The organism is Polaromonas sp., assembly GCF_012927455.1.
Classification (GTDB): domain Bacteria; phylum Pseudomonadota; class Gammaproteobacteria; order Burkholderiales; family Burkholderiaceae_C; genus Polaromonas.
Window position 1 is genome coordinate 1 of the sequence record NZ_JABBPE010000010.1, and the last position, 26,299, is coordinate 26,299.

26 protein-coding genes, 1 tRNA gene and 4 pseudogenes are annotated in these 26,299 nt (G+C 57.4%); 12 read left to right on the top strand and 19 right to left on the bottom strand.

Translation table 11 applies throughout. The features are described 5' to 3' along the window. Window positions 1-131 (bottom strand): annotated as a pseudogene (locus HHJ18_RS11075) (IS3 family transposase); the annotation flags it as partial. Between the two features lie 28 nt (window positions 132-159). On the opposite strand from HHJ18_RS11075, the pseudogene HHJ18_RS11080 reads away from it, so the two are divergent. Further along, a pseudogene (locus HHJ18_RS11080) lies at window positions 160-381 on the top strand (IS30 family transposase); the annotation flags it as partial. 409 nt (window positions 382-790) lie between these two features. On the opposite strand, the gene HHJ18_RS11085 reads toward HHJ18_RS11080, so the two are convergent. Together HHJ18_RS11085 and HHJ18_RS11090 are read right to left on the bottom strand one after the other, a co-directional pair. Next, entirely contained in the window at window positions 791-1,153 is a 363-nt protein-coding gene (locus HHJ18_RS11085; RefSeq protein ID WP_296915263.1) for a hypothetical protein, read from the bottom strand. Window positions 1,154-1,360: 207 nt separating this feature from the next. Then, window positions 1,361-1,436, bottom strand: a tRNA-Asn gene (locus HHJ18_RS11090). 303 nt (window positions 1,437-1,739) lie between these two features. Here HHJ18_RS11090 and aat point away from each other — a divergent pair. The 3 genes from aat to HHJ18_RS11105 all read left to right on the top strand — a co-directional run bounded on the left by aat (window position 1,740) and on the right by HHJ18_RS11105 (window position 4,134). Further along, the gene (aat, locus tag HHJ18_RS11095) at window positions 1,740-2,507 is read left to right on the top strand and encodes a leucyl/phenylalanyl-tRNA--protein transferase (RefSeq protein ID WP_296915265.1); all 768 of its coding nucleotides are present in this window, start codon (window positions 1,740-1,742) and stop codon (window positions 2,505-2,507) included. Next, on the top strand, window positions 2,504-3,286 hold the full coding sequence (locus tag HHJ18_RS11100; RefSeq protein WP_296915269.1) for an arginyltransferase: 783 nt from the start codon (window positions 2,504-2,506) through the stop codon (window positions 3,284-3,286). The genes aat and HHJ18_RS11100 overlap by 4 nt, the downstream gene beginning before the upstream one ends. Before the next feature lie 68 nt (window positions 3,287-3,354). Beyond that, window positions 3,355-4,134 carry an IclR family transcriptional regulator gene (locus HHJ18_RS11105; protein ID WP_296915272.1) on the top strand — a complete coding sequence of 260 codons (780 nt, stop codon included), beginning with the start codon at window positions 3,355-3,357 and terminating at the stop codon, window positions 4,132-4,134. Between the two features lie 157 nt (window positions 4,135-4,291). Here the strand turns inward: HHJ18_RS11105 and HHJ18_RS11110 are convergent, their stop codons facing one another. The 7 genes from HHJ18_RS11110 to HHJ18_RS11140 form a co-directional block, all read right to left on the bottom strand. Beyond that, window positions 4,292-5,356 carry a serine hydrolase gene (locus tag HHJ18_RS11110; protein WP_296915273.1) on the bottom strand — a complete coding sequence of 355 codons (1,065 nt, stop codon included), beginning with the start codon at window positions 5,354-5,356 and terminating at the stop codon, window positions 4,292-4,294. A 204-nt stretch (window positions 5,357-5,560) separates the two neighbouring features. Then, window positions 5,561-7,099 carry a 2-isopropylmalate synthase gene (locus tag HHJ18_RS11115; RefSeq protein WP_296915276.1) on the bottom strand — a complete coding sequence of 513 codons (1,539 nt, stop codon included), beginning with the start codon at window positions 7,097-7,099 and terminating at the stop codon, window positions 5,561-5,563. A gap of 45 nt (window positions 7,100-7,144) precedes the next feature. Continuing rightward, window positions 7,145-8,839: a 2-isopropylmalate synthase gene (gene leuA / locus HHJ18_RS11120; RefSeq protein WP_296915279.1), complete on the bottom strand. Its 1,695-nt coding sequence runs from the start codon at window positions 8,837-8,839 to the stop codon at window positions 7,145-7,147. Window positions 8,840-9,011: 172 nt separating this feature from the next. Beyond that, complete coding sequence (gene pssA / locus HHJ18_RS11125; RefSeq protein ID WP_296915282.1) at window positions 9,012-9,824, bottom strand: CDP-diacylglycerol--serine O-phosphatidyltransferase; 813 nt, start codon at window positions 9,822-9,824, stop codon at window positions 9,012-9,014. 285 nt (window positions 9,825-10,109) lie between these two features. After that, the gene (gene ilvC / locus HHJ18_RS11130; protein WP_296915284.1) at window positions 10,110-11,126 is read right to left on the bottom strand and encodes a ketol-acid reductoisomerase; all 1,017 of its coding nucleotides are present in this window, start codon (window positions 11,124-11,126) and stop codon (window positions 10,110-10,112) included. A gap of 76 nt (window positions 11,127-11,202) precedes the next feature. After that, window positions 11,203-11,694 carry an acetolactate synthase small subunit gene (gene ilvN, locus HHJ18_RS11135; RefSeq protein ID WP_296915286.1) on the bottom strand — a complete coding sequence of 164 codons (492 nt, stop codon included), beginning with the start codon at window positions 11,692-11,694 and terminating at the stop codon, window positions 11,203-11,205. 119 nt (window positions 11,695-11,813) lie between these two features. Continuing rightward, window positions 11,814-13,592, bottom strand: coding sequence for an acetolactate synthase 3 catalytic subunit (locus tag HHJ18_RS11140; RefSeq protein WP_296915288.1), 1,779 nt, complete (start codon window positions 13,590-13,592; stop codon window positions 11,814-11,816). A gap of 322 nt (window positions 13,593-13,914) precedes the next feature. Between HHJ18_RS11140 and HHJ18_RS11145 the strand changes: the two genes are divergently transcribed. From HHJ18_RS11145 to HHJ18_RS11170, 6 genes are all read left to right on the top strand, one after another. Continuing rightward, window positions 13,915-14,481 (top strand): RNA polymerase sigma factor, encoded by a 567-nt coding sequence (locus HHJ18_RS11145; RefSeq protein WP_296915291.1) that lies wholly within the window; start codon window positions 13,915-13,917, stop codon window positions 14,479-14,481. Continuing rightward, the gene (locus tag HHJ18_RS11150; RefSeq protein ID WP_296915294.1) at window positions 14,478-14,906 is read left to right on the top strand and encodes a DUF3619 family protein; all 429 of its coding nucleotides are present in this window, start codon (window positions 14,478-14,480) and stop codon (window positions 14,904-14,906) included. Before HHJ18_RS11145 ends, HHJ18_RS11150 begins: the two co-directional genes overlap by 4 nt. Window positions 14,907-14,937: 31 nt before the next feature. Beyond that, a complete protein-coding gene (locus tag HHJ18_RS11155; protein WP_296915296.1) occupies window positions 14,938-15,711 on the top strand; it encodes a DUF3106 domain-containing protein in 774 nt (257 codons plus the stop codon). Window positions 15,712-15,796: 85 nt separating this feature from the next. After that, the gene (locus tag HHJ18_RS11160; protein ID WP_296915299.1) at window positions 15,797-16,309 is read left to right on the top strand and encodes an RDD family protein; all 513 of its coding nucleotides are present in this window, start codon (window positions 15,797-15,799) and stop codon (window positions 16,307-16,309) included. A 45-nt stretch (window positions 16,310-16,354) separates the two neighbouring features. After that, window positions 16,355-16,813, top strand: a complete 459-nt coding sequence (locus HHJ18_RS11165) for a diacylglycerol kinase (RefSeq protein ID WP_296915300.1) — start codon at window positions 16,355-16,357, stop codon at window positions 16,811-16,813. Beyond that, a complete protein-coding gene (locus HHJ18_RS11170; protein WP_296915303.1) occupies window positions 16,810-17,415 on the top strand; it encodes a TIGR00730 family Rossman fold protein in 606 nt (201 codons plus the stop codon). The genes HHJ18_RS11165 and HHJ18_RS11170 overlap by 4 nt, the downstream gene beginning before the upstream one ends. A gap of 78 nt (window positions 17,416-17,493) precedes the next feature. On the opposite strand, the pseudogene HHJ18_RS11175 reads toward HHJ18_RS11170, so the two are convergent. Then, window positions 17,494-17,718, bottom strand: a pseudogene (locus HHJ18_RS11175) (penicillin acylase family protein); the annotation flags it as partial. A 14-nt stretch (window positions 17,719-17,732) separates the two neighbouring features. On the opposite strand from HHJ18_RS11175, the pseudogene HHJ18_RS11180 reads away from it, so the two are divergent. Then, window positions 17,733-17,885, top strand: a pseudogene (locus HHJ18_RS11180) (IS630 family transposase); the annotation flags it as partial. Between the two features lie 38 nt (window positions 17,886-17,923). On the opposite strand, the gene HHJ18_RS11185 reads toward HHJ18_RS11180, so the two are convergent. Together HHJ18_RS11185 and HHJ18_RS11190 are read right to left on the bottom strand one after the other, a co-directional pair. After that, window positions 17,924-18,880 (bottom strand): adenylate/guanylate cyclase domain-containing protein, encoded by a 957-nt coding sequence (locus HHJ18_RS11185; protein WP_296915306.1) that lies wholly within the window; start codon window positions 18,878-18,880, stop codon window positions 17,924-17,926. A gap of 116 nt (window positions 18,881-18,996) precedes the next feature. Further along, on the bottom strand, window positions 18,997-19,614 hold the full coding sequence (locus HHJ18_RS11190) for an aldehyde dehydrogenase family protein (RefSeq protein WP_296915309.1): 618 nt from the start codon (window positions 19,612-19,614) through the stop codon (window positions 18,997-18,999). Window positions 19,615-20,006: 392 nt separating this feature from the next. On the opposite strand from HHJ18_RS11190, the gene HHJ18_RS11195 reads away from it, so the two are divergent. Continuing rightward, entirely contained in the window at window positions 20,007-20,312 is a 306-nt protein-coding gene (locus HHJ18_RS11195; protein WP_296915311.1) for a hypothetical protein, read from the top strand. A 95-nt stretch (window positions 20,313-20,407) separates the two neighbouring features. Here HHJ18_RS11195 and HHJ18_RS11200 read toward each other — a convergent pair whose 3' ends face one another. The 6 genes from HHJ18_RS11200 to HHJ18_RS11225 all read right to left on the bottom strand — a co-directional run bounded on the left by HHJ18_RS11200 (window position 20,408) and on the right by HHJ18_RS11225 (window position 26,237). Next, on the bottom strand, window positions 20,408-21,355 hold the full coding sequence (locus HHJ18_RS11200) for an LD-carboxypeptidase (protein ID WP_296915315.1): 948 nt from the start codon (window positions 21,353-21,355) through the stop codon (window positions 20,408-20,410). A gap of 58 nt (window positions 21,356-21,413) precedes the next feature. Beyond that, the gene (tadA, locus tag HHJ18_RS11205) at window positions 21,414-22,814 is read right to left on the bottom strand and encodes a tRNA adenosine(34) deaminase TadA (protein WP_296915318.1); all 1,401 of its coding nucleotides are present in this window, start codon (window positions 22,812-22,814) and stop codon (window positions 21,414-21,416) included. Between the two features lie 64 nt (window positions 22,815-22,878). After that, window positions 22,879-23,133, bottom strand: a complete 255-nt coding sequence (locus tag HHJ18_RS11210) for a hypothetical protein (protein ID WP_296915320.1) — start codon at window positions 23,131-23,133, stop codon at window positions 22,879-22,881. A gap of 1 nt (window position 23,134) precedes the next feature. Continuing rightward, the gene (locus HHJ18_RS11215) at window positions 23,135-23,788 is read right to left on the bottom strand and encodes an FMN-binding negative transcriptional regulator (RefSeq protein ID WP_296915322.1); all 654 of its coding nucleotides are present in this window, start codon (window positions 23,786-23,788) and stop codon (window positions 23,135-23,137) included. Between the two features lie 77 nt (window positions 23,789-23,865). Then, entirely contained in the window at window positions 23,866-24,825 is a 960-nt protein-coding gene (locus HHJ18_RS11220; protein WP_296915324.1) for an alpha/beta hydrolase, read from the bottom strand. Then, window positions 24,825-26,237 (bottom strand): hypothetical protein, encoded by a 1,413-nt coding sequence (locus HHJ18_RS11225; protein WP_296915326.1) that lies wholly within the window; start codon window positions 26,235-26,237, stop codon window positions 24,825-24,827. Before HHJ18_RS11225 ends, HHJ18_RS11220 begins: the two co-directional genes overlap by 1 nt. Window positions 26,238-26,299 lie beyond the last annotated feature (62 nt).

The window sequence follows — 26,299 nt, forward strand, 5'->3', positions numbered from 1 at the left end:
GACACGCACCCAATTTTGGGGGCGATGGATTCAATGGCTGCCCACAGCGATGGGTATTCGCCACGGTGGTCCTGCACCATCCGTACTGCGCGTTCGCGCACTTCCGGGGAAAACTTGTTTGGCTTCTTCATGGCTCAATCCTCTCAGAGATTGGAGCCTCCTCAAAATCCGGGGCGATTCACCAATGAGAACATCAATGGCTTAATTCGCCAGTTCTTGCCCAAGAGCACGGATCTGTCTGGCTATAGCCAAGAGCAGCTTGATGCGATTGCCGATCTGATGAATGGCCGGCCCAGGAAAACTCTGGACTGGTGCACACCGCACGAGGTCTACAGTGCCTGGCTGGCCAAGCTGGAAGACTCATCGCAAACCATCCAATAAACTACCGCTGTGCTGCACTTGGATTTGAGAGCGCCATGAGCGAAAGCAGGATACCTGCTATTCTTTTAATAGCAGAGAACGGGATGACGTCTACGCAAGTTTTCATGCCCTTGTGGCTGGGACAGAGAGGGCTACGTGGCAGGCGTTTACGTCGGTCCACGTCTTGGGTGCGCCCACTGGGAGAAAAGAGGTGAGCCCGAATTTCACCACTTTCGGCCATGGCGACGGTGCAGACGCAGGGAGAGTCCGCCCTGAATCCTGTTTTCATTTGGTGCCTACTCGGTTGCTCGGCACCTATGGCACCTCCAAGAAAAAATACCGCTATCTTTTCAGCAGCAGACTATTAAATGCCCATGAGACTTGCTTGGCTTCTCAACCATGACCCATACGTTCGGTGTACCTGGGATGCTCACTGCTTCTTCTTAGCCTTGGCAGACACCACAGGCGCCACAGGCACCGCAGGGGTGGTGTTGTCGGCTTCAAGGGCAACGTCTGCGCCTTTGGTAAGTACTTCTTCAAACTCAGCCAACTCTTCGCCAATGGAAGCGTATTTCTTGGACTTGGCTTTGTTGTCGATCCATTTGAGAACCGCGGCTTCCAGGTCTTCTTTGAAATGAGCGAGCGCTGATTCTTTGAAGGCTTTGGTTGCCTTCTTCGATGTACTGGACCAGAGGTCAATTAGGTCGGACAGGCCGTTGTCAAAATCATCAAACGTTTCAAGGTGGATCCAATGGCCGCTTTTATCAAACATTTTTTCTTTCGGTAATTGCATGTATTTCAGCTTAGGGGGCGATCAGTGCTCCAAGCCCGGCCCCCACTGGCCAAAAGACGTGGTCGTCAAAGCCGAATGGGGATCTGCTTGACCTTGTTGAATCTCTGGGCGAACCAATACAGAACCCACAAAGTTGCCACGGGCCAGCCCGACCATGAAAAAAGCACCTAGGCTTGCGACCTAAGTGCTTGATTCATTTCTTGTTTTTGGCTCCTCAACCTGGGCTCGAACCAGGGACCTACGGATTAACAGTCCGGCGCTCTACCAACTGAGCTATTGAGGAATACAGCCTTAGATTATAGCGTGCAATTCCCTACTTTTTGGTGTTGGACGCGCCCATAGGTGCATTCTTCGAGAGGGCGTACACGGATGTAGTGGGTAGATTTTTCAATGAAACCCGCATTTATCATCGTTTTCGAGAGTGAAATGCTATTAATTTTATAGCAAATATCGTTGCCCCCTCCCTTGGGCATTCTCGCTTTCTTCGGACACCCTGCCCACTGGACGTGCAGGCTCGGCTACCATCCCTACATTCCTGCTACAACGCATGAGGTTTAACCGCTTCGTGTCCTTAAACCTCTAAACCATGGGAAAACGACCACGTCCTGTGCCTTGGCTGGCTGCCTTGCAAAATTTCCCGCCGCTGGAGCGAGCCTGGGGTCCCGACGACCCAGCTCCTGGTTTGTTGGCGGCTGGTGCGGCGCTGGATGTGCGTACATTGATACAGGCTTATTCGCAGGGTATTTTCCCGTGGTTCAGTCTGGGGCAGCCCGTGCTGTGGTGGAGCCCCGATCCGCGCATGGTGCTGCGCACTGCCGCCTTCAAGCTGCACCGGTCCTTGCGCAAGAGCCTGCTTCATTTTCTGGATACGCCAGGGTGCGAGATCAGGTTTGACAGCGCTTTTGAGTGCGTCATTAGCGCCTGTGCGGCCAAGTTGAGAGGCGGCCAAGCCGGCACCTGGATTGTTCCGGACATAGTGAAGGCGTACAGTGCGCTGCACCAGGCGGGGTACGCACACAGTGTGGAAACCTGGGTTGCGGGAGAACTCATCGGGGGGTTGTATTGCGTCAACCTGGGTAGCATGGTGTTTGGTGAGTCAATGTTTGCGGATCGAACCGACGCCTCCAAAATTGCGTTGGCGGCACTGGTGGCTTTTTGCCGCGCGCAAGACATCGCGCTGGTAGATTGCCAGCAAAACACGCGGCACCTAGCATCGCTGGGAGCGGGTGAAATCAGCCGCGCCGAATTCGTCGCTCACCTTGATAGCAGCGTGGGTAAAACTGCCCCCCGCTGGCACTTCGAAACCGTATACTGGAATCAAATTTTGGCGCCGAGAACGCCGACGTTACCGTGACGCACCTCAAAGACCTGCCCCTGCAAAGCCTGCAGTTTTATGCAACGGCGCCCTATCCTTGCAGCTATCTGCCCGGCAAGCAGGCACGCTCGCAGGTCGCCACGCCCAGCCACCTGATCCACAACGACGCCTATTCCGACCTAGTAACTAACGGGTTCCGGCGTAGCGGCATGTTCACCTACCGCCCCTACTGCGATGGATGCCAAGCGTGCGTGCCGCTTCGCGTGCCGGTTGCCAGCTTTATAACAGACCGCAGCCAGCGCCGAGCCTGGGCACAGCACCGCACGCTGCATACGCGCATCCTCAAGCTGTGCTTTATCCCAGAGCATTACCGACTTTATCTTCGCTACCAGAACAGTCGCCACGCCGGGGGCGGCATGGACCATGACAGCATCGACCAGTACACGCAATTTCTGCTCCAAAGCCGGGTGAACTCGCGCCTAGTGGAGTTTCGCGAAAGCCTGCCCAATGGCGAGGCCGGTTCGCTCAAAATGGTTTCCATCCTTGATGTGCTGGAAGACGGCATTTCGGCGGTGTATACGTTTTACGAACCTGACGCGCAGGCCAGTTACGGTAACTACAGCGTGCTTTGGCAAATAGAGCAGGCCCGGCACTTGAACCTGCCTTATGTGTATCTTGGCTATTGGATAGCCCAAAGCGCAAAGATGAGCTACAAGGCCAGGTTCAAACCGCATGAATTGTTGCTCGACGGACGCTGGGCGCCTTCGGTTGCCACCGCTGCCACTGACAAGGACGGCCTTCCCAATCAAGCAAATTAGGTCAGCTGAATTGCGTCGACTGCTTCCTTGGCATTTCACAGTGTAAAATTTGTGCAGAAAGTCTGCATATGAAAAAGTCTGACAGTGGCGCACCCGCTACCCCCACAGTTCAAGTGATTGAACGCATATTTACCTTGCTGGAAATTCTTGCGAGTCGTGAAGAGGCGGTGACGCTCAAGGAAATCAGCGAAAAATCAGGGCTTCATCCCTCAACGGCGCACCGTATATTGAACGACCTGGCGACCGGCCGTTTTGTAGACCGCCCGGTTGCGGGCAACTACCGGCTAGGCATGCGTCTGCTGGAGTTGGGCAACCTTGTCAAGGCGCGTTTGAATGTTCGCGATGCCGCCCTCACCCCGATGCGTGAGCTGCATAAACTCACCCAGCAACCCGTCAACCTGAGCATGCGCCAGGGCGATGAAATTGTGTATGTGGAGCGCACTTTCAGCGAGCGATCGGGCATGCAGGTGGTTCGGTCTATTGGCGGCCGGGCACCACTGCATTTGACCTCCGTCGGTAAGCTGTTTCTGGCTTCTGACGACCCGCAACGATTGCGCACCTATGCCACGCGCACCGGCTTGTCGGGCCAGACCCGCAACAGCATCACGCAACTGTCTATTTTGGAACGTGAGCTTTCCAAGGCACGGCAATACGGCATCGCGCGTGACAACGAGGAGCTGGAGCTGGGAGTGCGTTGCATGGCCGCCGGCATTTACGACGACCAAGGCCAGCTTGTGGCTGGTCTGTCTATTTCAGCCCCTGCGGACCGGCTCGAGGAAAATTGGCTGCCTAAATTGCAGGCAACTGCCAACGAGATTTCCGCAGCCCTGGGATACAAGCTCACGTAGCGCCAACCTGGCAGTAAATAGCCGATAAACCCAAGCACAACGTGCACCACCAGCTATGAAAATAGAAGCGAAAAAGAGCGGCTAAAGAAAGACCTGCAGGGTCTTAATGAGCTTTTTGCGCTGAACACCAAAATTCAGCGCAAGCGCATGACATCTGTTAATTGACAGTCGCCAACTTGGCGGATGCGGTGAGGTTGAGCTTTTGGTCAGCTACAGGATTGGACTCTACCCAGCGACGCACGCGCTCGGCATCGCCCAGGCGGCTGAGCTTGCCTGCAGAATCGAGAAATACCATGATCAGCTTGCGCCCGGCAATTTTGGTTTGCATCACCAGGCATTGACCAGCTTCTGTGATGTAGCCGGTTTTTTGCAAGCCAATTTCCCATTCAGGGTTCTTCACCAAGCGATTGGTGTTGTTGTACTGCAGGGTGCGATTTCCCACTGCAACCTGGTAGCCCGCAGAGGTTGACAATTCGCGAAGCGTAGGGTCGCCGTGCGCAGCATTGACCAGCGTGGCCAAATCCTGCGCGCTTGACTGGTTGAGGCTGGAAAGACCGGTAGGCTCGACATAGCTGGTACCCGTCATGCCCAGCATCTTGGCCTTGGCGTTCATCAAACTGACGAACGTTGTCATGCCACCGGGATAGGTGCGCCCCAAGGCATGCGCTGCACGATTTTCGCTGGACATCAAAGCAAGGTGCAACATTTCACCGCGCGTCAAGGTAGTGCCTACTCTGAGACGCGAACTGCTGTGTTTTTCGGTGTCCACATCATCTTGCGTCACCGTGATCATTTCATCCATCGGCAACTTGGCACCGCTGATGATGACGCCGGTCATCAACTTGGTGAGCGAGGCAATCGGGAGCACGGCTCGATCATTTTTGCTGAACAGCACTTCACGCGTGTCCTGATCAATTACCAGCGCGACGCTTGACTTTAGATCCAGGGCGTCTTGCCCAATGTGCAGGCCCGCAATTTGGCCGAAAGAAGGTTTGGGTGGAACCGCAGCGTAAATGATGGTTTTACGCTTGGTTGATGCTGCAAACCGGACACTCTTGCGCGTTGCCACCACCTTTTTGGACGCCGTGGTCTTGGTGACATGCGACTTTTTAACAATCGCCTGCTTGCCGGTCGCCGCATCGGCCGCAGGCACCCCAAATGCGAAAAATAAAGCCAAAATGCTAACGATTTTTAATGCGGGATTGAAAATCTGTTTAGACATGTAGATTGGCCTGCTTTGGGTTGCTATCGATAAGATGTTAGGAGTGTATACAAATAGAAAAAGTCACGCAATATCAAAAACTTGCGTGACTTTCTTAAAAACGCACTCAGTTCTGGCTACTTTTGCCGCCCGATCCCACGATCTGCACCAGAAGGCCCTCTAAACCATTGAATATAAACAGTTTTATTTCAATAACTCAATGTATCACCCCTGCGCAGCAACCCGATCAGCTTTACTTTGAAGTTTATTTAGCGCGCTGAGGTAGGCCTTGGCTGACGCGACCACGATATCGGGGTCGGCGCCCACGCCATTGACCACGCGTCCGCTGTTTTGCAGGCGTACCGTCACCTCTCCCTGGCTTTCCGTCGATCCGCTGATCGCATTGACTGAATAAAGCACCATCTCCGCACCACTATTGACGTGTGACTCAATCGCCTTCAGGGTGGCATCGACGGGGCCGTTGCCGTCCGATTCACCCCTGACTTCCTTTCCCTCGACGGTGAAGACGACACTGGCTTGTGGGCGCTCACCGGTTTCACTGTGCTGTGACAGGGAGACAAAGCCATATTGCTCTTTATCGTGCGTGACGCTTTCGTCGCTGACCAGCGCCAGAATGTCCTCGTCGAAAATCTCGCTTTTGCGGTCTGCGAGTTCCTTGAATTTGGCGAACAGGCTGTTGATGTCGGCCTCACTCTCCGACTGCACGCCGAGGTCTTGCAAGCGCTGCTTGAACGCGTTGCGGCCACTAAGCTTGCCCAGCACAATTTTGCTGGCGCTCCAGCCCACATCTTCTGCCCGCATGATCTCGTAGGTCTCACGCGCCTTCAGCATGCCATCCTGGTGAATGCCCGAGGCGTGGGCAAAGGCATTGGCGCCTACCACCGCCTTGTTGGGCTGCACCACGAAGCCAGTGGTCTGGCTGACCATGCGGCTGGCAGCCAGAATATGCAGCGGTTCGATATTCATATCCAGGTTGAAATAGTCCTTGCGGGTTCTCACCGCCATGACGATCTCTTCAAGTGAACAGTTTCCTGCACGTTCACCCAGCCCATTGATGGTGCATTCAACCTGACGCGCGCCGCCTATCTTCACGCCGGCCAGCGAGTTGGCGACCGCCATGCCCAAGTCGTTGTGGCAGTGCACCGACCAAATGACCTTGTCGCTGTTGGGAATGCGTTCGCGCAGCGTTCTGATGAAGTTGCCATACAACTCAGGCACTGCGTAGCCTACGGTGTCTGGCACATTGATGGTCGTGGCGCCCTCGTCGATCACGGCCTCCAGCACGCGGCACAGGTAGTCGACATCGCTGCGGAAGCCGTCCTCGGGACTGAACTCGACGTCGGCTACCAGGTTTCGCGCGAAACGAACCGACAACCTGGCCTGCTCCAGCACCTGTTCGGGCGACATGCGCAGCTTTTTTTCCATGTGCAGGGCACTGGTAGCGATAAATGTGTGAATGCGCGCGGAGCGGGCGCCCTTGAGCGCCTCGGCGGCCCGCGAAATGTCTCGATCATTGGCGCGCGACAGTGAACAAACGGTGCAATCCTTGATTGCATTTGCGATCGCTTGCACCGCCTCGAAGTCGCCGTTGGAACTTGCTGCAAAACCTGCCTCAATCACGTCAACTTTCAATCGCTCCAACTGGCGGGCAATACGCAGTTTCTCGTCTCTGGTCATGGAGGCGCCAGGTGATTGTTCGCCGTCACGCAAGGTGGTGTCAAAAATAATCAATTTGTCGGTCATGAAAAGCTCCGGGTGCGCTGCTAGCTGTATGTGGGGAAAAGTGAGTCAGTACGTCATGGCGGTTGTCTTAGCGCCTTTCCCGGCATTGCTTCGTTTCAGACCCGAGACGATGGCCTTGAGCGATGCAGAGACAATATTGCCATCCATGCCGACGCCGAACAGCGTCTGGCCGTTGATGCACAACTCCAGGTAAGCCACCGCCTGCGCGCCAGCACCGGAGCCAATTGCATGCTCGTGGTAATCAAGCACGCGAACTGAAAGGCCGGTCGCTGCATTGAGTCCCGCGATAAAGGCGTCAATCGGGCCCGTGCCCGCGCCTGCAATCGGGTGGGGGCTGCCGCCCAGCCACACCTCGGCCTTGATGTTGAACGTCCTGCTGCCAGCGCTCCCGATTTCCTGGATCACCAGATGCTGTGGTGCGGCGATGGTTTGTACGCCGTATTCCTTTTCAAACAACGCAAAAAGGTCTTGCGCTGTCAATTCCTTGCCGCTGGCGTCCATGACGGTTTGTACAACCTGGCTGAATTCGATCTGCAGGCGCCTCGGAAGCTCAAGGCCGAACTCGCTTTCGAGTAGATAAGCAATACCGCCCTTGCCCGACTGGCTGTTGACGCGGATGACGGCTTCATAGCTGCGGCCCAGATCTTTCGGGTCGATCGGAAGATACGGCATGTCCCAGAGGTCCTCCTCCCTGCGCGAAGCGAACGCTTTCTTAATCGCGTCCTGGTGCGAGCCCGAGAACGAGGTGTAGACAAGGTCGCCGGCATAAGGGTGGCGGGGATGGACCGGCAACTGGTTGCAATGCTCGACCAAGCGGCGGATATCGTCAATTTTCGAGAAGTCCAGGCCAGGTGAGACGCCTTGCGTGTAGAGGTTAAGCGCCACGTTGACAAGATCGACGTTGCCGGTCCGTTCGCCGTTGCCGAAAAGGCAACCTTCGATACGGTCGGCGCCAGCCATCAAGGCAAATTCACCCGCTGCCGTACCTGTTCCCCGGTCGTTGTGTGGATGAACCGAAAGCACGATGGCCTCGCGCCGCGCCAGGTGGCGGTGCATCCACTCCATCATATCCGCAAAGATATTGGGCGTTGAATGCTCTACCGTCGACGGAAGGTTGATGATGCATTTGTGCTGGGGCGTAGGCTGCCAGACGCTGGTTACCGCATCGACGACACGTTTGGAAAATTCAAGTTCGGTGCCCGACCACATTTCAGGCGAATATTGGAATGTCCACTGCGTGCCGGGGTGTTCGTCGGCCAAATGCATGAAGAGACGCGCGTTGTCGGTGGCGAGCTTTACGATTTCGTCTTCGTCCATGCCAAGCACGACGCGGCGCATGACGGGGGCGGTGGCATTGTAGAGGTGGACGATGGCCTTTTGGGCGCCTTTTAGCGACTCGAAAGTGCGGCGAATTAGCGGCTCGCGGGCCTGCGTGAGCACCTGAACAGTGACGTCGTCAGGGATGAGTTTGTCATCTATCAGTCGGCGAAGAAAGTCGAATTCGACCTGCGAGGCCGAAGGGAAACCGACCTCAATCTCTTTAAAGCCGATTTTTATGAGGGTATCGAACATTTTGAGTTTGCGCGGGATGTCCATGGGCTCAATCAGGGCCTGGTTACCGTCGCGCAGGTCGACGCTGCACCATACCGGCGGACGCGTCAACACGGCATCGGGCCAAGTGCGACCGACCAGACGGATCGGGGGGAAGGACTTATATTTGCTCGAAGGGGTTTTCAACATGGTCATCTTCTTAACTCGAATTTCAAAACTTGGCAACCCAATAAAAAACGACCCGTTGCTGGTGCAAACGGGCCGTTGAATTGGGTGTACGCGTACGCGCTACCGTCTTCGCCCGATGGCAGGTAGCAGTAGTACTAACGAAATTTTTTTCATACCTTCAATATACCATGATTTATTTGTGAAGACCGCGCTCATCCGGCTCGTCGGTCGACGTGGAAATGACGCTGGTCTGCAAGCCCTTGGCCTTGCGCCAGCCGTACAGTACGTATCCCGATAAGCCATAGACAACAAACAAGCCGAACATCACAATTGGCGGATGGATGTTGATCGCTGCGATCCCCAAGGCGATCAGCACGATCACCACGAAGGGCACGCTGCGCTTCATCTGCACGTCCTTGAAACTGTAGAACGGCACATTGGTCACCATGGTGAGCCCGGCGTACAGGGTCAAGCCGAACGTATACCAGCGCACCTCTAGCCCTGTGAAGCCAGCGTCGGACATCAGCCAGATAAAACCGGCTACGAGAGCCGCCGCTGCCGGTGAGGGTAAGCCCTGAAAGAAACGCTTATCTACTACTGCGGTATTGACGTTAAAACGGGCCAGCCTTAGCGCGGCACAGGCGCAATAAACGAAGGCGCCAATCCAGCCCCAACGTCCTAAACTGGTGAGAGCCCACACATAGGCTATCAGAGCGGGTGCGGCCCCGAAAGACACCATATCGGACAGAGAGTCCATCTGCTCGCCAAAGGCGCTTTGGGTGTTGGTCATGCGGGCGACTCTTCCATCAAGGCTGTCGAGCACCATGGCGCAAAAAACGCCAATGGCAGCCTGATCAAATTTGCCGTTCATCGCCATGACGATGGCGTAAAAGCCACCGAACAGCGCCGCGAGCGTGAACAGGTTAGGCAGTATGTAGATGCCTTTGCGACGCTTGCGTACCACCACCTCATGTGTCATCGAACCGGATTCCTCGCCATCATGCATAAAAAAACTCTCCTGAAGCACAACTGGTGCGCGAAAACAGCTATAAATACGATAGCAAGTCGGATTCTACTGCCCATAAATGACACGCTGGGCAACAATGCGCCCCTGAATTATTCACTGTCCAAAGGTAGCAAGCCAGCGGTTCAACTGCTTAATGTGACTGCACGCTGCAGGCAGATACCAGTTTGCTTTCAACATAAAAAAAGCCGCGCAAAGACTTTGCGCAGCTTTCAGCAGGACAATGCCTGATTAGACTCCAAATTTAGTTTGGGACCTGGTTTGCGCTCAGTTGCGCGTCTGGTCCACGAGTTTGTTTTTCGCGATCCACGGCATCATGGCACGAAGTTTTTCACCTACCACTTCGATCTGATGCTCGGCGTTCAGACGGCGGCGGCTGATGAGTGTCGGCGCACCTGCCTGGTTCTCCAGGAGGAAACTCTTGGCGTATTCGCCGGTCTGGATGTCCTTCAGCACGGCGCGCATGACGTTTTTGGTATCTTCGGTCACGATACGGCGGCCAGTTACGTACTCACCGTACTCGGCGTTGTTCGAGATGGAGTAGTTCATGTTGGCGATACCGCCTTCGTAGATCAGATCCACGATCAGCTTGAGTTCATGCAAGCACTCGAAGTAAGCCATTTCGGGCGCGTAGCCTGCTTCAACCAGCGTTTCGAAACCAGCCTTGATGAGCTCAACCGTTCCGCCGCACAACACGGCCTGCTCGCCGAACAGGTCGGTTTCGGTTTCTTCACGGAAGTTGGTTTCAATGATGCCGGCTTTGCCGCCGCCATTGGCCATCGCATAGCTGAGTGCCAGGTCCCGGGCTTTGCCGGATTTGTCTTGATGCACAGCGACGAGGTGAGGCACGCCGCCGCCTTGGGTGTAGGTATTGCGCACGGTGTGGCCTGGCGCCTTTGGAGCGACCATCCAGACGTCAAGGTCAGCACGTGGAATCACGCAGCCGTAATGTACGTTAAAGCCGTGCGCGAACACCAGCGAAGCGCCCTGCTTGATGTTGGGCGCCACATCGCTTTTGTAAACCGCGCCGATTTGCTCATCAGGCAACAAAATCATGACCACATCGGCAGCCTTGACCGCATCAGCCACTTCAGCTACTTTCAAGCCGGCTTTTTCAACCTTGGGCCAGGAAGCGCCGCCCTTGCGCAAACCGACGACAACCTTGACGCCGCTGTCATTCAAATTCTGGGCGTGTGCATGGCCCTGGCTGCCGTAGCCAATGATGGCAACCGTTTTGCCCTTGATCAGGCTCAAATCGCAATCTTTGTCGTAAAAAACTTTCATCTCTCGCTCCTAAATAATCACAAACAGATCAAAAAATCCGGCAAAAGCGCCGCGGGCGTTGCCATTGCCGGCAACTTCAAACTCTCAAAATCCGCTCGCCTCGGCCGATGCCGCTTGAACCGGTTCGCACCGTCTCCAGAATGGCGCTGCGGTCGATCGCTTCCAGAAACGCATCGTTTTTGGTCTGGTCGCCCGTCAGTTCGATCGTGTAACTTTTTTCAGTCACATCAATAATCCGCCCGCGAAATATATCAGCCATGCGCTTCATCTCTTCACGCTCCTTGCCGACAGCGCGCACCTTAACCATCATGAGCTCGCGCTCGGTGTAAGAGCCTTCAGTCAGGTCAACCACCTTGACCACTTCAATCAGGCGGTTCAGGTGCTTGGTGATCTGCTCGATTACATCGTCCGAACCAGCGGTCTGTATCGTCATGCGCGACAGGCTCGGATCTTCCGTCGGTGCGACGGTCAGGCTTTCAATGTTGTAGCCGCGGGCCGAGAACAGGCCCACGACGCGGGAAAGCGCGCCAGGCTCGTTTTCCAGCAAGACTGCAATGATATGTTTCATATTGAGTAGATTCCTCTTTTCGGTGCCCTCCCCGTCCGGCGGTAACCGAACGGCTTGGCAGCCAATAGATTCTTCGGGTTGTCATGCCGGACTTGATCCGCCATGACAGGCTTTTTGTCTTACAGGTCTTCCGACCCCAGCAGCATTTCAGTGATGCCCTTGCCGGCCTGCACCATCGGAAACACGTTTTCTGTAGGGTCGGTGCGAAAGTCCATGAAAACCGTGCGGTCCTTGAGCTTGCGCGCTTCGCGAAGCGCCGGCTCCACGTCCTGTGGCTTTTCGATCAGCATGCCGACATGCCCATAGGCTTCGGCCAGCTTCACAAAATTAGGCAATGCGTCCATGTAGCTGCTGCTGTAGCGGCCGGCGTATTCAACTTCCTGCCATTGGCGAACCATGCCCAGGTAGCGGTTGTTCAGTGACACGATTTTGATCGGTGTGTTGTACTGCAGGCAGGTTGAAAGCTCCTGGATGCACATTTGCACCGAGCCTTCACCAGTGATGCAGAACACTTCCGAGTCGGGTTTGGCCAGCTTGATGCCCATGGCATAGGGAATGCCGACGCCCATAGTGCCCAGCCCGCCGGAATTGATCCAGCGGCGCGGCTCGTCAAACTTGTAGTACTGCGCGGCCCACATCTGGTGCTGACCGACGTCTGACGTGATATAGGTATCGGCGTCCTTGGTCATGTTCCATAGCGTTTCTACCACGTACTGCGGCTTGATGACATCGCCGGTACCCAGGCTATATTTCATGCAATCCCGTTTGCGCCAGCCTTCGATCGTGTCCCACCAGCCGCCCAACGCATTGGCATCGGGCTTGAGGCCCGATTCTTTGATCATGGCGATCAGTTCGGTCAGCACGTCTTTTACATCGCCCACGATTGGGATATCAACCTTCACACGCTTGGAGATGCTCGACGGATCAATATCAATGTGAATGATCTTGCGTTCGTTCTGCGCGAAGTGTTTGGGGTTACCAATCACGCGATCATCAAATCGGGCACCAACTGCCAGCAACACATCACAGTGCTGCATCGCGTTGTTGGCTTCAACGGTACCGTGCATGCCGAGCATGCCGAGGAATTTCCTGTCGCTGGCTGGATAAGCGCCCAGGCCCATCAACGTGTTGGTGCAGGGGTAGCCCAGCATGTCCACCAGGGTACGCAACTCTTGCGAGGCATTGCTAAGAACAACACCGCCGCCCGTGTAAATATAGGGCCGCTTGGCCGATAGCAGCAACTGCAGCGCCTTTCGAATTTGCCCACCATGCCCTTTACGCACCGGGTTGTAGGAGCGCATTTCAACACTCTGCGGATACCCGGTGTAAAGCGTTTTGTTGAACGAAACGTCTTTAGGGATATCCACCACCACCGGACCTGGCCGGCCCGTCCGGGCGATGTGGAAGGCCTTTTTTAAAGTGTCGGCCATCTGCCGTACATCCTTGACCAGGAAGTTGTGCTTGACGATGGGACGGGTAATGCCCACGGTATCGCATTCCTGAAACGCGTCCAGACCAATCGCGTGAGTTGGAACCTGACCCGTGATGATGACCATCGGGATGCTGTCCATGTAGGCCGTTGCGATACCCGTCACCGCGTTGGTGACGCCAGGGCCAGAGGTGACCAGGGCCACGCCGACATCACCGGTTGCGCGCGCATAGCCATCGGCCGCGTGTACGGCGGCTTGCTCGTGACGCACCAGGATGTGCTGGATGGTGTCCTGCTTGTAGAAAGCGTCGTAGATGTGCAAAACCGCGCCGCCCGGATAACCCCAAACGTGCTTGACGCCTTCGGCTTGAAGCGCCTTGATGAGAATTTCTGCGCCTCGGAGTTCCTGCGAGTTTGCGGGAGCAGATGCGGCGGCTGCGGAAGCGATTTCCGCTTTTGAAATGTCCATGATCAACCTTTGTGAATTTCTCTAACGAAATACCGTGGGTGCCTCTTCTCCCGCTCTTGTGAAGCAGAGTCGAGACTTGAGGCCAGAACCATAAGCAGATACATAATCCGCCGAGCCATGACCCGTTTGCCTTTTGAATAGCAGCGAGCATTATTGCATTTCTGCGTTGTGCACAGGCAGAAAAAGCGCGAAAACCAAGGCTGGCGTTGTCTGATGCGATAATTTTGATCGGTAATCCGTAATTGCGAGCCAATACGCACGACGCCGTGGCGTCACTGAATCAAAATAACTACAGCGCTGGACAAGCCAGAATTCGAAACCGTTGGCAACTGAACAAGAACTTTCTGACTTTTTGAAAAGCGTTGAAAAACGGGCTTTCAAGCGCAGCATCTACCACGTGCGGGATGAAGAAGCTGCCTTGGATATCGTTCAAGACAGCATGATGAAACTGGCGCAGCACTACGGCGACAAGCCTGCTGCGGAGTTGCCCATGCTGTTTCAGCGGATTTTATCCAACACCACGCTGGACTGGTTCCGGCGTCGCAAGACCCGAAACGCGCTTTTCTCCAATATGAGCGATTTTGAATCGCCAGGAGAAGACGGAGATTTTGATCTTCTGGAAACTTTAGAGACGCTGACCAACTCCGAAGGTACAGAGAGCGCTCAGGATGCTACGGAACGGACTCAAATATTTAGGGAAATCGAACTTGAGATAAAGGAACTGCCCGGCCGTCAACGGGAAGCGTTTCTGATGCGTTACTGGGAGGAGATGGACGTGGCTGAAACAGCTGCGGCGATGGGTTGCTCGGAAGGCAGCGTCAAAACGCACTGTTCCCGCGCGGTTCACGCCCTCAGTAAGGCCTTGAGCGCAAAAGGTATAAAACTATGACTAATTCAGTGCAAAAAAGAGCCGCTATCCTGCAAGACCGTTATGGCCTGAAAGCTGCTTGTTACTTGTCCGCAGGCGCCGCAGACCTGCCGTACGAAATTTCCGAGCGTCTGCGTGCCGCTCGGGCCCAGGCGGTTTCCAAGCGAAAAATCGTAAAAATGGAAACCTCGGGCGGCATAGTTAACGCCGGTGGCAGCGCTGCGCTTTCATGGGGTTCCGATGATCGTGTGAGCTGGTGGGCTCGCATTGGTTCAGTTCTGCCCCTCATTGCCCTGGTGGTCGGCCTGCTTGCCATCAATTCAATTCAAAGCGATAACCGCGACCAGGAAGTGGCAGAGGTTGATGCTGCGCTACTGACCGACGAGCTGCCCCCGGCTGCATTTGCAGATCCCGGCTTTATCCAGTTTCTCAAGGCCACACATTAAAGCCCTGACGGCGCTAAACCCTAACTTTTAAATGACCGCGCAAGTCGCCTTTTTAGATGCTCAATCGCACCATGACCATACCGAACTGCTCGCGCGCGGAGCGCTGCAGACCGGGACGTTGAGGTTGTCGCAGTTTTTCGCCGCGTTTGCGCTGGTCGGCCTCCTGTCCGTTCTGCCTGTTTCCGGATTTACTCAGGTCATCAAGCAGGCAACTTCTGCCGCGCCCTCAGGCAGAAAGCCGATTGAGGCGGCATCCAAAGGGCCCACATCCCGACCCTCCTGGCTAGAGCTTTCTTCGAGGCAACAACAGGCGCTTGCGCCCTTGGCCTCGAGCTGGAACACCATTAGCGAGGTGCAAAAGCGCAAATGGCTGGAAATTTCCAAGAATTACGCCGCACTCCCACTGGAAGGTCAGACCACCATGCACAGCCGCATGAACGAATGGGTCACTCTCAGCCATCAGCAACGCGCCCAGGCACGCCTTAACTTCGGCAAAAGCAAAGAGCTGTCGAAGGAATTGACGCCCGAAGAGAAAAAAGCCAAATGGCAGACCTATCAGGCGCTGAGCGCTGAAGAAAAGCAAAAGCTGGCGGCCAAAGCCAGCCCCAAGCCTGCCGGCGCCGCAACTGCTCTCAGGCCAGTGGCACCGCAAAAATTAGCGGCAGTCCCGCCGCACTCCAGCGCCTCAGGAGCCAGGCCGTCACCTAAAATAGCGCCATTCCAGCCAGCGATAGCCCCCAATTCAATGGTGCCGCATGCAGGCGAAATGGCCAACGGCGAATCGGGAACTGCAACGCAGCGCTGAAACCCGCAAACGCGCTGCCGGTGGGGCTGGTGATTTAACTCAACCGGTTCTGCAGACCGCAGCCTGCAATCACTTACCGCCAAAATTGACAGTATCCTGCACCCCAACCCCCTCACTTTTCAGGCGTATGGCCTGCTGGATGTACGAAGGCCTGCTGATGTTTGGCGTGGTGTTCCTTGCCGGCTACCTGTTCGGCACGCTGAGCCAGACCAAAAATGCCTTGGATAACCGCCACGCGCTTCAGACGTTTGTGTTCGTTGTCGTCGGCATTTATTTTGTTTGGTTCTGGGCCAAAGGGCAGACCTTGGCGATGAAAACATGGAACATCCGTATGGTGGATGTCAACGGTGCCCCCATCACCCAGCAGCGCGCTTTGCTACGTTACCTGCTGAGTTGGCTCTGGTTTCTGCCGCCACTGCTTGTAAGCTGGCTGCTGGGTCTGCCAGCAAGGGAAAGCGCCGTATTGGCCGTCGGCTGGGTCGCTATTTGGGCAATTTTGGCGAATTTTCATCCTACCCGGCAGTTCTGGCATGACGCTTGGGCTGGCACGCGGCTGGTGACTTGGGTGCCGCCGGCCCGGGCAAAGCGCGGCACCTGATTAGCACTGGCAACAACGTAGCCGTAAGCTGCGCGACAATCCTGCATGTCCGAACAAATCCCGTTTCCCATTCCTGGTTCAGCCCCCGCTCAACCCAGCGGTGACAGTCAGTTGCCCGTTGGTGAACAAGTTAATCCCCAAAAATACCGCAAAGGCCTGAGCCGCGTCTGGCACGCTACTGGATATTCCATGGCTGGGCTGCGCGCCGGTTGGTCCGAAACGGCTTTTCGCCAGGAAGCGATCTCCTCCCTTGTGCTTGTTCCCCTCGCCTTCTGGCTGGGTCAAAACTGGGTCGAGACCGCTTTGCTGGCCGGCACGGTCATTCTCATCATGATTGTCGAACTGCTCAACACCGGCATCGAAACCGCCATCGACCGCATCGGCCCAGAGTGGCACGACCTCTCCAAGCGTGCCAAAGACATGGGCAGCGCCGCCGTGTTGCTCAGTTTGCTGCTGTGCGCCGGCACTTGGTCCCTGGCGCTGTACCAGCGGTTTGCCGCATGAGTTCTGCCAAACTGACCGGGCCAGCTTTCTCAATATGTGTTTATTGCGGCTCGCGAACTGGCAATCAACCCGAATTCGCGGCGTTGGCCCGCCAGGTGGGTAGCTGGATCGGACTGCACGGCGGCCAACTGGTGTACGGCGGTGGCCGCAATGGCTTGATGGGTATCCTCGCCGATGCCACACTAGAAGCCGGGGGCCGGGTGATTGGCGTGATTCCCCAAGCATTGGTGGAAAAAGAATGGGCTCATACCGGATGCACCGAACTGCACATTGTGGAGAACATGCACGAACGCAAGCGCATCATGGCCGAGCATGCCGACGCGTTCCTGACCATGCCCGGAGGTATTGGTACGCTGGAAGAATTCTTTGAAGTCTGGACCTGGCGTCAACTGGGCTACCACGACAAGCCGGTCGGCCTGCTGAACCACAAGGGCTACTACAACAGCCTGTTGGGGTTTTTGAACTCTGCCGTGACGCAGGGCTTCATGAGCGACTGGCAAATTGATTTGATTCGTACCGGGCCCGAAGCGCGCGCTCTGCTCCAGACATTGGTTGAGGCTGCGGGTATGGCCTCTGGCAAGCCGCAGCTGGACCAGATTTGAGAGTCCAGCCCTGTTTTCCAGGCGAATGGTCCAGGGCCGTAGCGTCAACTGGTGCGCCAATATCGCCGGTTTCATTTGCAGCAGCCGGTACTCCAGCGCATCCCAGCTGTCCCTCATGTCGCGGTAGCGGCTGTAAAACACCAGCCCGCTCTGTCCGGACTGGTAGATAAACCGGGAATACTCCGGATCGGTCAGGTCGTACACGGCACGCATGGTTCCGTCAAAGCCCGCCCATGGCGCGCGAAGCGGCTCCTGCCAGTGTGGGTGTGAAGGGGCGGCTGCACTAAGGTCTGGTTCAGAAATGGCGGCAGCTGCAGCGGGTCATCGAATTAACCACGCAAACCCAGCCTGAAGCGGCCACCCACTGAAGCACACGCACCATGGTCAAACAAGCCGGTGCCAGTGCGTCCTCAATCTCACGTATTTGGCGCAGTCACGGCCTCAAGCCGCATTCCCGTCAAGAAAAGTTCAGCAGCCAGACCGGCTCGATCGCCAATTCGGGACTAGATCAGTCGGCTGCACCTGAGAAATTACTACCGTTCGCGCCCAAACACGCTGCATCAAAGTTAAAACTGACGATAGGGGCCGTGAAATCGTCAAAGGATGCACCTAGCGCAATTTCACCCTCCTGTAGCAACAGGCACTCTTGCCGGCGCAAGGCCACAATGACCGGGTTGTCAGAAAAACGTACCCAAGTGCCGTAACTGCTGACATCTTCCAGATAATATTTGCCCGCCCGCCACGAAATTTTGGAATGCCAGCGGGAAACCCGAGGGTCCTGCACCACAAATTGCGACGCTTTATCGCGACCCAGGAATATCGGTAGCCGGTCAGATGTATACACAGCGTAGCTGTCCAGCCATGAGAGGCGAATGGTTGCGGGCGGTGCAGCCGGCGTGGCAACCGGCAATGGTGTGAGGCTGGCGGGTTGAGTTAGAAACGCTGACATGATGTCTGATTGCCACTCGATCCGGTGTACAACGCAGGCTTCACTGCGGCCGCGAATGTCCATCGCGCCCAGACAGCGAAACCGCACCATGCTGTCGTAACCGAGCTCGCGGATGACCGAGTCTGTGGCAAGAATCTGCTCGGGGCCGGACAGGTCACTCAGACGGGAGGCTACATTGACGGCATCGCCAAAACAATCGCCATCCTGTTCGACGATGTCACCACGGGCCATGCCGACCTGAAGCCGCATTTTCAGTTGCTCGGGCCAGTTGCGAATGCGGTCTTGGTGCACCCGCTGCATTTCAGTCACGGCTTCAATCGCGCTAAGGTTCTTGGTAAACACCATCAGTACCCCGTCACCCAAGTTTTTTACCACGCGTCCATCGCGCGCTTTGCACACTTCGCCTATCCACTGAGTTAACCGCGTGATGGCTTGGGTTGCCTTGGCGTTGCCCAATGACTCAAACACGCCGGTGCTTCCAGTCAGATCGGCAAAAACCACAGTAAGTTCTAACATGTCGTGATTCTGCTAATGATTTGTAATTATTTAAATTAATTAAAACACATAGATACAAAAAATGTTGCACATCCAATGTGACTTGGCCGCGGCCAAAAACTCCCGTTAGATGCTTGTTAGGTGGCAGGTAGCTGGAATTTATCGCCTTGAATTCGAGAAATTCGTCGAATCCGTAAATACCGCTTTCCCGCCCGTTGCCTGACTGACACCGTACAGCCCGCTACCAAGGCCCGGGTGATTTTCAGCGTAATCTGACTGAACAGAAAATTCAATGGAGTGATGCAGCCCACCACCCCGATGGGATCGCGCAGCATTAGCAAACTGCTGACCTTTTTCTCCCACTCAAAAGCGCGCGCTACCTTTGCAAAGTTGCACCAATGCCAAGCCGGCCCGCCGACCTGCACGGCCCGCGCTATTTTAAAAGGCATGCCGACCTCGCGGGAAATTGTAAGCTTCAACTTTTCGGATCGCCCCTCGATCCCAGCGGCGATCGTGCCAAGGTGGCCCGCGCGGGTTTCCAGAGGTGGCGTGGACCAGCTGTCAAATGCCGTGCGGGCTGCCAGCACCGCGGCTTTGGCCTCTGGCACCATGCCAGAGGGCACCGTCGCTACCAATGCTTCGGTGTTGAAGTCGTAGACCGGCAGGGTTTCGCTGGAGCGGGCCTTGACCCATTGGCCGTTGATGTAACGCACTGGATACGTGGCGAGGGCGGCAGTCATGGCGGAGTTGGTCATGTCGGGCGTCGTTCCAACCAATGCACAATTGCAAAAATCAGGGGTTTTCCTCGGGGGATCAGATTTCTGGCTGCATGTTTCACTAATTTAGGGCGGGACCAAAGGGCTGACGGTAAATAGCATTTAAAACCTGAAGTTGCTTCACATTTCGTTACTAAGTAAATGCATTATTTGTTGTTCTAAGTCAAAAAATTTGGGTAAGACCGATTGCATCCAACGCAAGTGAGTATTAATCTAACAGAACACACAGAAATGACACAAAAGTGTGTGAATATTGACAAACGATTTCGCCGCTATCTTGCATTGCTAATCGAGCCATACCTAATGCGGCAAGCTTGACAGAAAGTTTCCACACCATGCGCTGGTTAAAACCAAATTTAAGAAGCAGCTTTATGGCCTTCCTGGGTCAAGGTCCCGTAACGCCTTCGACGATGGACGACCGCACCGAAATCATTCGCGAATTCATCCTGGACGAATTGGGTGAATTTGGCGAAAAACACTTTCCAAATATTGGACGTCGCGTGCGCTATGCCCAGGACGTCGTGAGTCTGTGGTACGCCCGCGGCGACGTGATGGCGGTGCTTTCGGCGGTACACGGAGAAACCATTGCCCGCGAAAAAGTAGATCGCATCACCGACCAGTTCAGGGGACTGCTGCCGCGTGGCCTGAGTTCAAGGCCCAGTCCGCTGAGCACTTGATCGCCCTCAGCCTTCAAGCCCTTTATTCAACCCCCTCCATCAACCAGCTGCGTGCTGGTTTTTCTTTGGCCAGTCGCAGCTGTTGCGCCGGCGTGCTATGGATGACCCCACAGCAAAAAGGCATCTCTGCCCTCCACGGCCAAGGTGATTTGGCGCCCTACCGGCAGCAGCACCTTGGTGGCGACATGGCCAAACGGCAGTCCGGTCAGCACGCGCGCCTTGATCTGGCTCTGCAGCCACGCAACCACCGTGGGCAGCTTGAAGCCCTTGTCGTGCGGCACTGCCTTGAAGCCAGTGAACTGCCCGAAAATAACGGCCTTTTGTTGCGCCAGCACCCCCGCATGCAGCAGTTGCGTGAGCATGCGTTCCACCCGGTAAGGGTGCTCGCCAATATCCTCAAGAAACAAAATACCGCCTGGGACAACGGGCAGATAAGGCGTGCCGACCAGCGACGACAGCATGGCCAGATTGCCGCCCCACAGCACTGCGTTCTTGATGTTGAATTGGCCTGCAGCGCCCGTTGCACTTGCACCGTCAGCTATTAAAGTGATAGCGTGCTTGGGAAGCTTCCAGCCCGTTCCCTCGCCCTGCCCGGTGATCAGGTCGTCAAAGCAGGCTTCCATGATGTCGTCGGGCGCAGCCGCGGTCCCAAAGTCGCAACCCAGCGCGGGACCGGCCCAGGTTACAGCGCCGGTCTTGGCCAGCACAGCCATCTGAAACGCCGTGAAGTCGCTCAAACCCACAAAATGCGTGCCCTTGCCAATGCTTTTGGCCACGGCTTTGTAGTTGATGCCTGGCAGGATGCGCGACAGGCCGTAGCCGCCTCGCGAAACAAGCGCGACATCGGCGCCACTGGCCGCTGCGCGGTGAATGGCGGCCAGCCGGGTGGCGTCGTCGCCGGCAAAGCGCTGGTGACTCGCCAGTGCGTCGGCGTCAACTTCGACCTCGTAACCCAGGGTCTGCAGGCGTTTCACGCCGCGTTTGAAGCTGGCTTTGTCGCGCACCGCGCTGGAGGGTGAGTAGATATAGATATGTTTTTTCACGGGGTCCAGTATCCCATTGCCGGCGCAGCGCAGGTCCGGCAACCGACTCCAGTTGTTTTCAGACTCGGCTCCGGAAGAAAAGCAGCGCGTGCTGGGCTACCAACTCACCATGCTCCTGCACAAAATGACCGGCCTGCCCTAGCACCAGCGGTTCCGCGCAGCCGCGAATGTTGGAGCGCAAGGCCTGCATGACAGGCGCACCGAGCACCGGGTCTTGCGCGCCGATCACCATCAACGTCTGGCCGTCCCAGCGCTCGCGCCAGAACTGGCGCACCGTGCGCGAAATGGCCGCGCCGTCCTGCTCTTCGACTTGCACCATGGCGGGAAAGGCGCGCAGCGCGGCGCGGTGACCCCTGTCGGGAAACGGGGCCATGTAGGCCGCGCACTCTTCAGCGCTCATCTGCGGGTTGCCACGGGCCAGCAGGCGCGCCACATCAAATTCCGGGCTTTTGGCGCACATCTGGCGCCAAGCCAAAAAACCAGCTGACAGCGGCGCATCACCGGTTGCCAGCGTGGTGTTCATGACCAGCAGGCCCTGGTAGCGCTGCGGCGCTGCCATAGGCAGCGTGAGGCCGATCAGACCACCCCAATCCTGCACGACCAGCACGACACGTTGCAAGTCCAGCCTTTCCACCAGTTCAAGCAGTATCTGGCGATGCACGTTGAAGCCGTGAAAGCTGTCCTTTTTTGGTTTGTCGCTTTTGCCGAAGCCGATCAGGTCGGGGGCCACCACCCGGTGCCCGGCTTGCAGGAAGGCCGGAATCATCTTGCGGTAGAGATAGCTCCAGGCCGGGTTGCCATGCAGGCACAAATAAGTGAGGCCCGGCTCATCGCCCACCTCCACGGATTCCCGTTCATCGAGGTAATGCATGCGCAGACCGGCTAGCGTCGGCAAATCGCTGAGGTAGCGCGGCTGCCACGGGTAGCCCGGCAAGCCGGCGAAGGCGGCATCGGGCGTGCGCAGCGCGTCGTCGCGCAGTGGGTGGCTGAGCCTGGCCTCGCTGCGCTGGTCGGCACGGCGCAGGCGAAAGAAGTCGTGCAGCAGCGCTCCACATTGGGCGGCCAGCACGCCGCCCTGCAGCGCGGTCTGGTGGTTCAGCTGCGCCTGCGCAAACAGGTTGATGACCGAGCCGGCAGCGCCGGTCTTTGGGTCTGGCGCGCCAAACACCACGCGCTTGAGCCGGGCATGCAGCATGGCGCCGCTGCACATGGCGCAGGGCTCGAGGGTGACGAACAATTCGCAATCATCGAGCCGGTAATTGCCCAAAGCCCGCGCTGCAGCGCGCAAGGCCACGATCTCGGCGTGGGCCGTCGGGTCATGCCCGTCGACCGGCGCATTGCGACCGCTGGCAATCACCTGGCCGCGTCGCACCACCACCGCGCCGACCGGGACTTCGCCCGCGGCAGCGGCTTCGCGGGCCTGCGCGAGGGCCAGTCGCATAAACTCGCCATCTTTCATGATGCTATTGTTTTGATAGCTGCTTGCGCCCGTGTCTATTGGGCTAGAGGCATATTTGATCACTTTATTGCTCATCAGGCAGGGGGGCCTGCTGCAGGGTGCTTTCCAGCGTCTGCCGGATCTGCTGCTGAATTCGCTGGCTTTGTTGTTGCGGTGTGTCGCCCGGGGCAACGGGCGGCAAAGCGAGCGCAGCATCGGCCGGTAGTTGCGCCTGCAGCTTGACCGGTGCGGCCGACACGACGCCCAGCTGCTTTTTGACCAGCAAACCAACCACGACCAGCGCAATCAACAGGCTCAGCACCCCCAGAACAGCGCGCATCTCAGGCCTCCCGAGAATTTGCAGGGCTGGCGCCCAGGCGCAGGCGGTCCATCCAGTCGCCCAGTGCCTGCTCGTTTTCACCGCCCTGCGCATACAGCGCCCGCATCGCCGCATGCGCTTCCGGCCGATGCTGGTTGAGCTTGACCTTGCACTGCAACTCAAGCAACTTCAGCTCAAAGGCGACGATGCCGTTCATCATCTTGTGCTGGTAGTCCTCGCCCAACCCGCGCCACTGGTTGGCGTACGCCGGGTCATGGTCGGCAATCAGGTGTTTGAGCAGGTGGTCCTTGTCGTCGAAATGCTCGAGCAGGCGAGCCTCGACGGTGCAATGGACAGTGATGTAGTTCCAGGTCGGAACACGGGCCAAATCGGGGTACACGCGAGGCGTCATGTAGGCGTGCGGACCCATGAAAGTCACGACTGCTTTCGGCCTGGCCTGAAGATAATGCCAGTGTGGATTGGCTTTTGCAACGTGGCCCAGCAAGACGAATGGTGCTTCCTGGCCAGCTTGAGGGAACTGCTCAAGGTGTAGTGGCAAATGGGTCACATAGGGCAGGCCGGCATCGTCGGTGCTGATCAGGCTGGCAAAAGGGTAGGCTTCCATCAGCGCGGCCGCCTGACCGGCGTCGCCCTTGAATTGTGGGGGGAGGTACATGCCCTGAAGTATGGCCGAAGGCGCAGTTGAACGCCTGGCCGAACGGCCGTCATTGATGCCCCGATGCCGCCCCGTCATCAAAGCCCGTCCAGAAAAGCAACCAGAAGCTCATTGACCGCCGCAGCGCGTTCGCGCTGTATCCAGTGCCCCGCGCCATCGAGAATGTGGCAGCCGCGCAAGCCGGGCAGCGTCGTGGGGAAGTGTTCGATCTGCGAACGCGAGCTGGGGAACTTGAGCACGTCGTCGCACGCGCCGGCAATGTATAGCGACGGCTGCGGGATGCTCGCGCCGCGCCATGGAACCAGCAATTGCGTCGACAGCGCCATGCTGCGGTACCAGTTCAAGCCACCCCGAAAGCCGGTGCGACTGAACTCGCGGGCCACATAGGAGAGGTCTTCACGGTCCAGCCACGCGGGCAGCACGTCGGGCTCGACGGTGTTGTCCAGAAAGCCGGCGTCGGGCGGCAGCACCCCGGCGACTACCCGGCCGGGTCCGTCGCCGGACATGCTGAAGCCCAACCGCCGCAAGGTCGCCTCGGGGTCTGCGCCCAGTTCAGATTCTGCGACGCCCGGCGTCTGGAAATACTGCATGTAGAACGTTCGGATGCCCTGCTTTTCCAGCGCGTCGAGCAGGTTGACACCCGATGGCGGCGAAAAAGGAACGCTCAGGCCGACCACCGCCCGAAAAATATCCGGCCGAAGCAGCCCGGCAGACCACGCCACCGGGGCACCCCAATCGTGGCCGACGATAACGGCCTGCGTCTCGCCCAGCGCGTGGACCAGTTCCGTCATGTCGCCGACGTGGTGCAGCATGGTGTAAGACGCCACGTCGAGGGGCGCGTCGGTGCCGCCGTAGCCGCGCATGTCGGGCGCCACCGCCCGGTAGCCAGCGCTGGCCAGGGCGGCCAACTGGTGTCGCCAGGAACACCACGATTCTGGAAAACCATGGCACAGCAGCACCAGCGGTCCACGGCCCTGCACGGCCACCCGCATGTGAATGCCATTGAGCGGCAGGGTTTGCAGCGTCACCTCGTTCATCAGATGGCGGCTAAAAGTCTGGGCAGGTTGGCCGCCGCAGCGCCTGCCTTGGCGCCACTCTCCTTGATCCGCACGAACTTGGCGGAGTCGTCTGCTTTCACACCGCGCATCATCGCCGTCACGCTGTTCAGGCGGAACTGCGACAGCCACGTGTGTACCCCGGGGTGCTGTCGCCAGCGCGCAGTGTTGGCCAGGGTCACGGCCCACATGGTCAGCCAGTCGGCTGGCGCCTCCGGGCTGGGTACCACGGTACACAAGGCGTTCATGGCGTCCTGGTCGCCGAGGTGGCATTCGACATAAGCGGTCAGCGCCGCGCTGAAAAGCGGCTGGTACCAGCGCACCATCAGCAGGTTGATATGGTCACCATCGAACACCGGCAAGGCCGGTGGTGGCTTCACAATGGCGCCTGCACTGCAATCGATGTAGAGCGTGTCAGGGTCCGCCGGCACCTTGCCCTGGGCCAGCACGATCTGCATTGGCTCAATCGCTTTGACGTGGCCCATCCGCACGACGTCTTCAATGCGTCGGAGCTGCGCCAGTTCTGCCTGCGACACCACGGCGCAGCGGTAGGTGGTGGGCTCCACCGAACGGTCGATGCGCATCAGCGAGCCACGCTCCTCCAGCCTGCTGAACAAGTCGGTCAGCGACGTGGCCTCGGCGATGGACTCGAATTGGCCGATGGTGCTGCCGATGGTCCGATCAAAATCGTCGGCACCGGGCTGGTTGTTCGCGCGGTCCATCAGCCAGGCGTCGCGCGGCATGATCCAGCGGGTGCGATGCGGCGGCACTCCGTTCTGGATCAGCCACAAAACAGCGTCCATGCCGGTCTTGCCGGATCCGACCACGGTGTAGCATGCATAGGGACGGCCGATATGGGGTATCTGGTTCACCGGTACGCAGCTTATCCCCGGGGCGACGGCGTATTTCGGCGGGTGGGTTGACGGTACTGCCGTTCGGGCGTGCGTGGCATTGACCACCTTGCGGCGCACCGTCACCTGCTGGCGCTCCCCGCTGGTGAGTGACTGGACCTGATGCGATCCGTGTGCTCCCTTGCTGTACTTGGACATCGGCAACCACTGCACCCGCCCGGAGGGAAAAAAATGCTGTTGCATCACCTGGTCGAAGTAGGCCAGCACCTCGACACCCGAGGCAAGGCCGTAAAGCCCCTCATTCAGACCGGTCTGGTCTTTGGCCCAGTTGCTCAATTCTCGCGAGGCCACACCATAGAACGCCGAAGGCTGGTGCAGCCGCACGAACGGGTAGGCGTCGTTCCAGTGACCGCCGGGGCGGTGGTGGCGGTCCACCATCAACACTGTGGCGTCGGCGTTCTCGGTGAGGAGCGTGTCGACAAAGGCCATGGCGGTGGCCCCGGCGCAAACGACGAGGTAGTCGGTTTCAAGGGAGGTGTTCATGTTGCTTCCGTTGGTTGGGGGTTGGGGGTGCGCAGTGCAGGCAGTCGAAGATATGGACCATC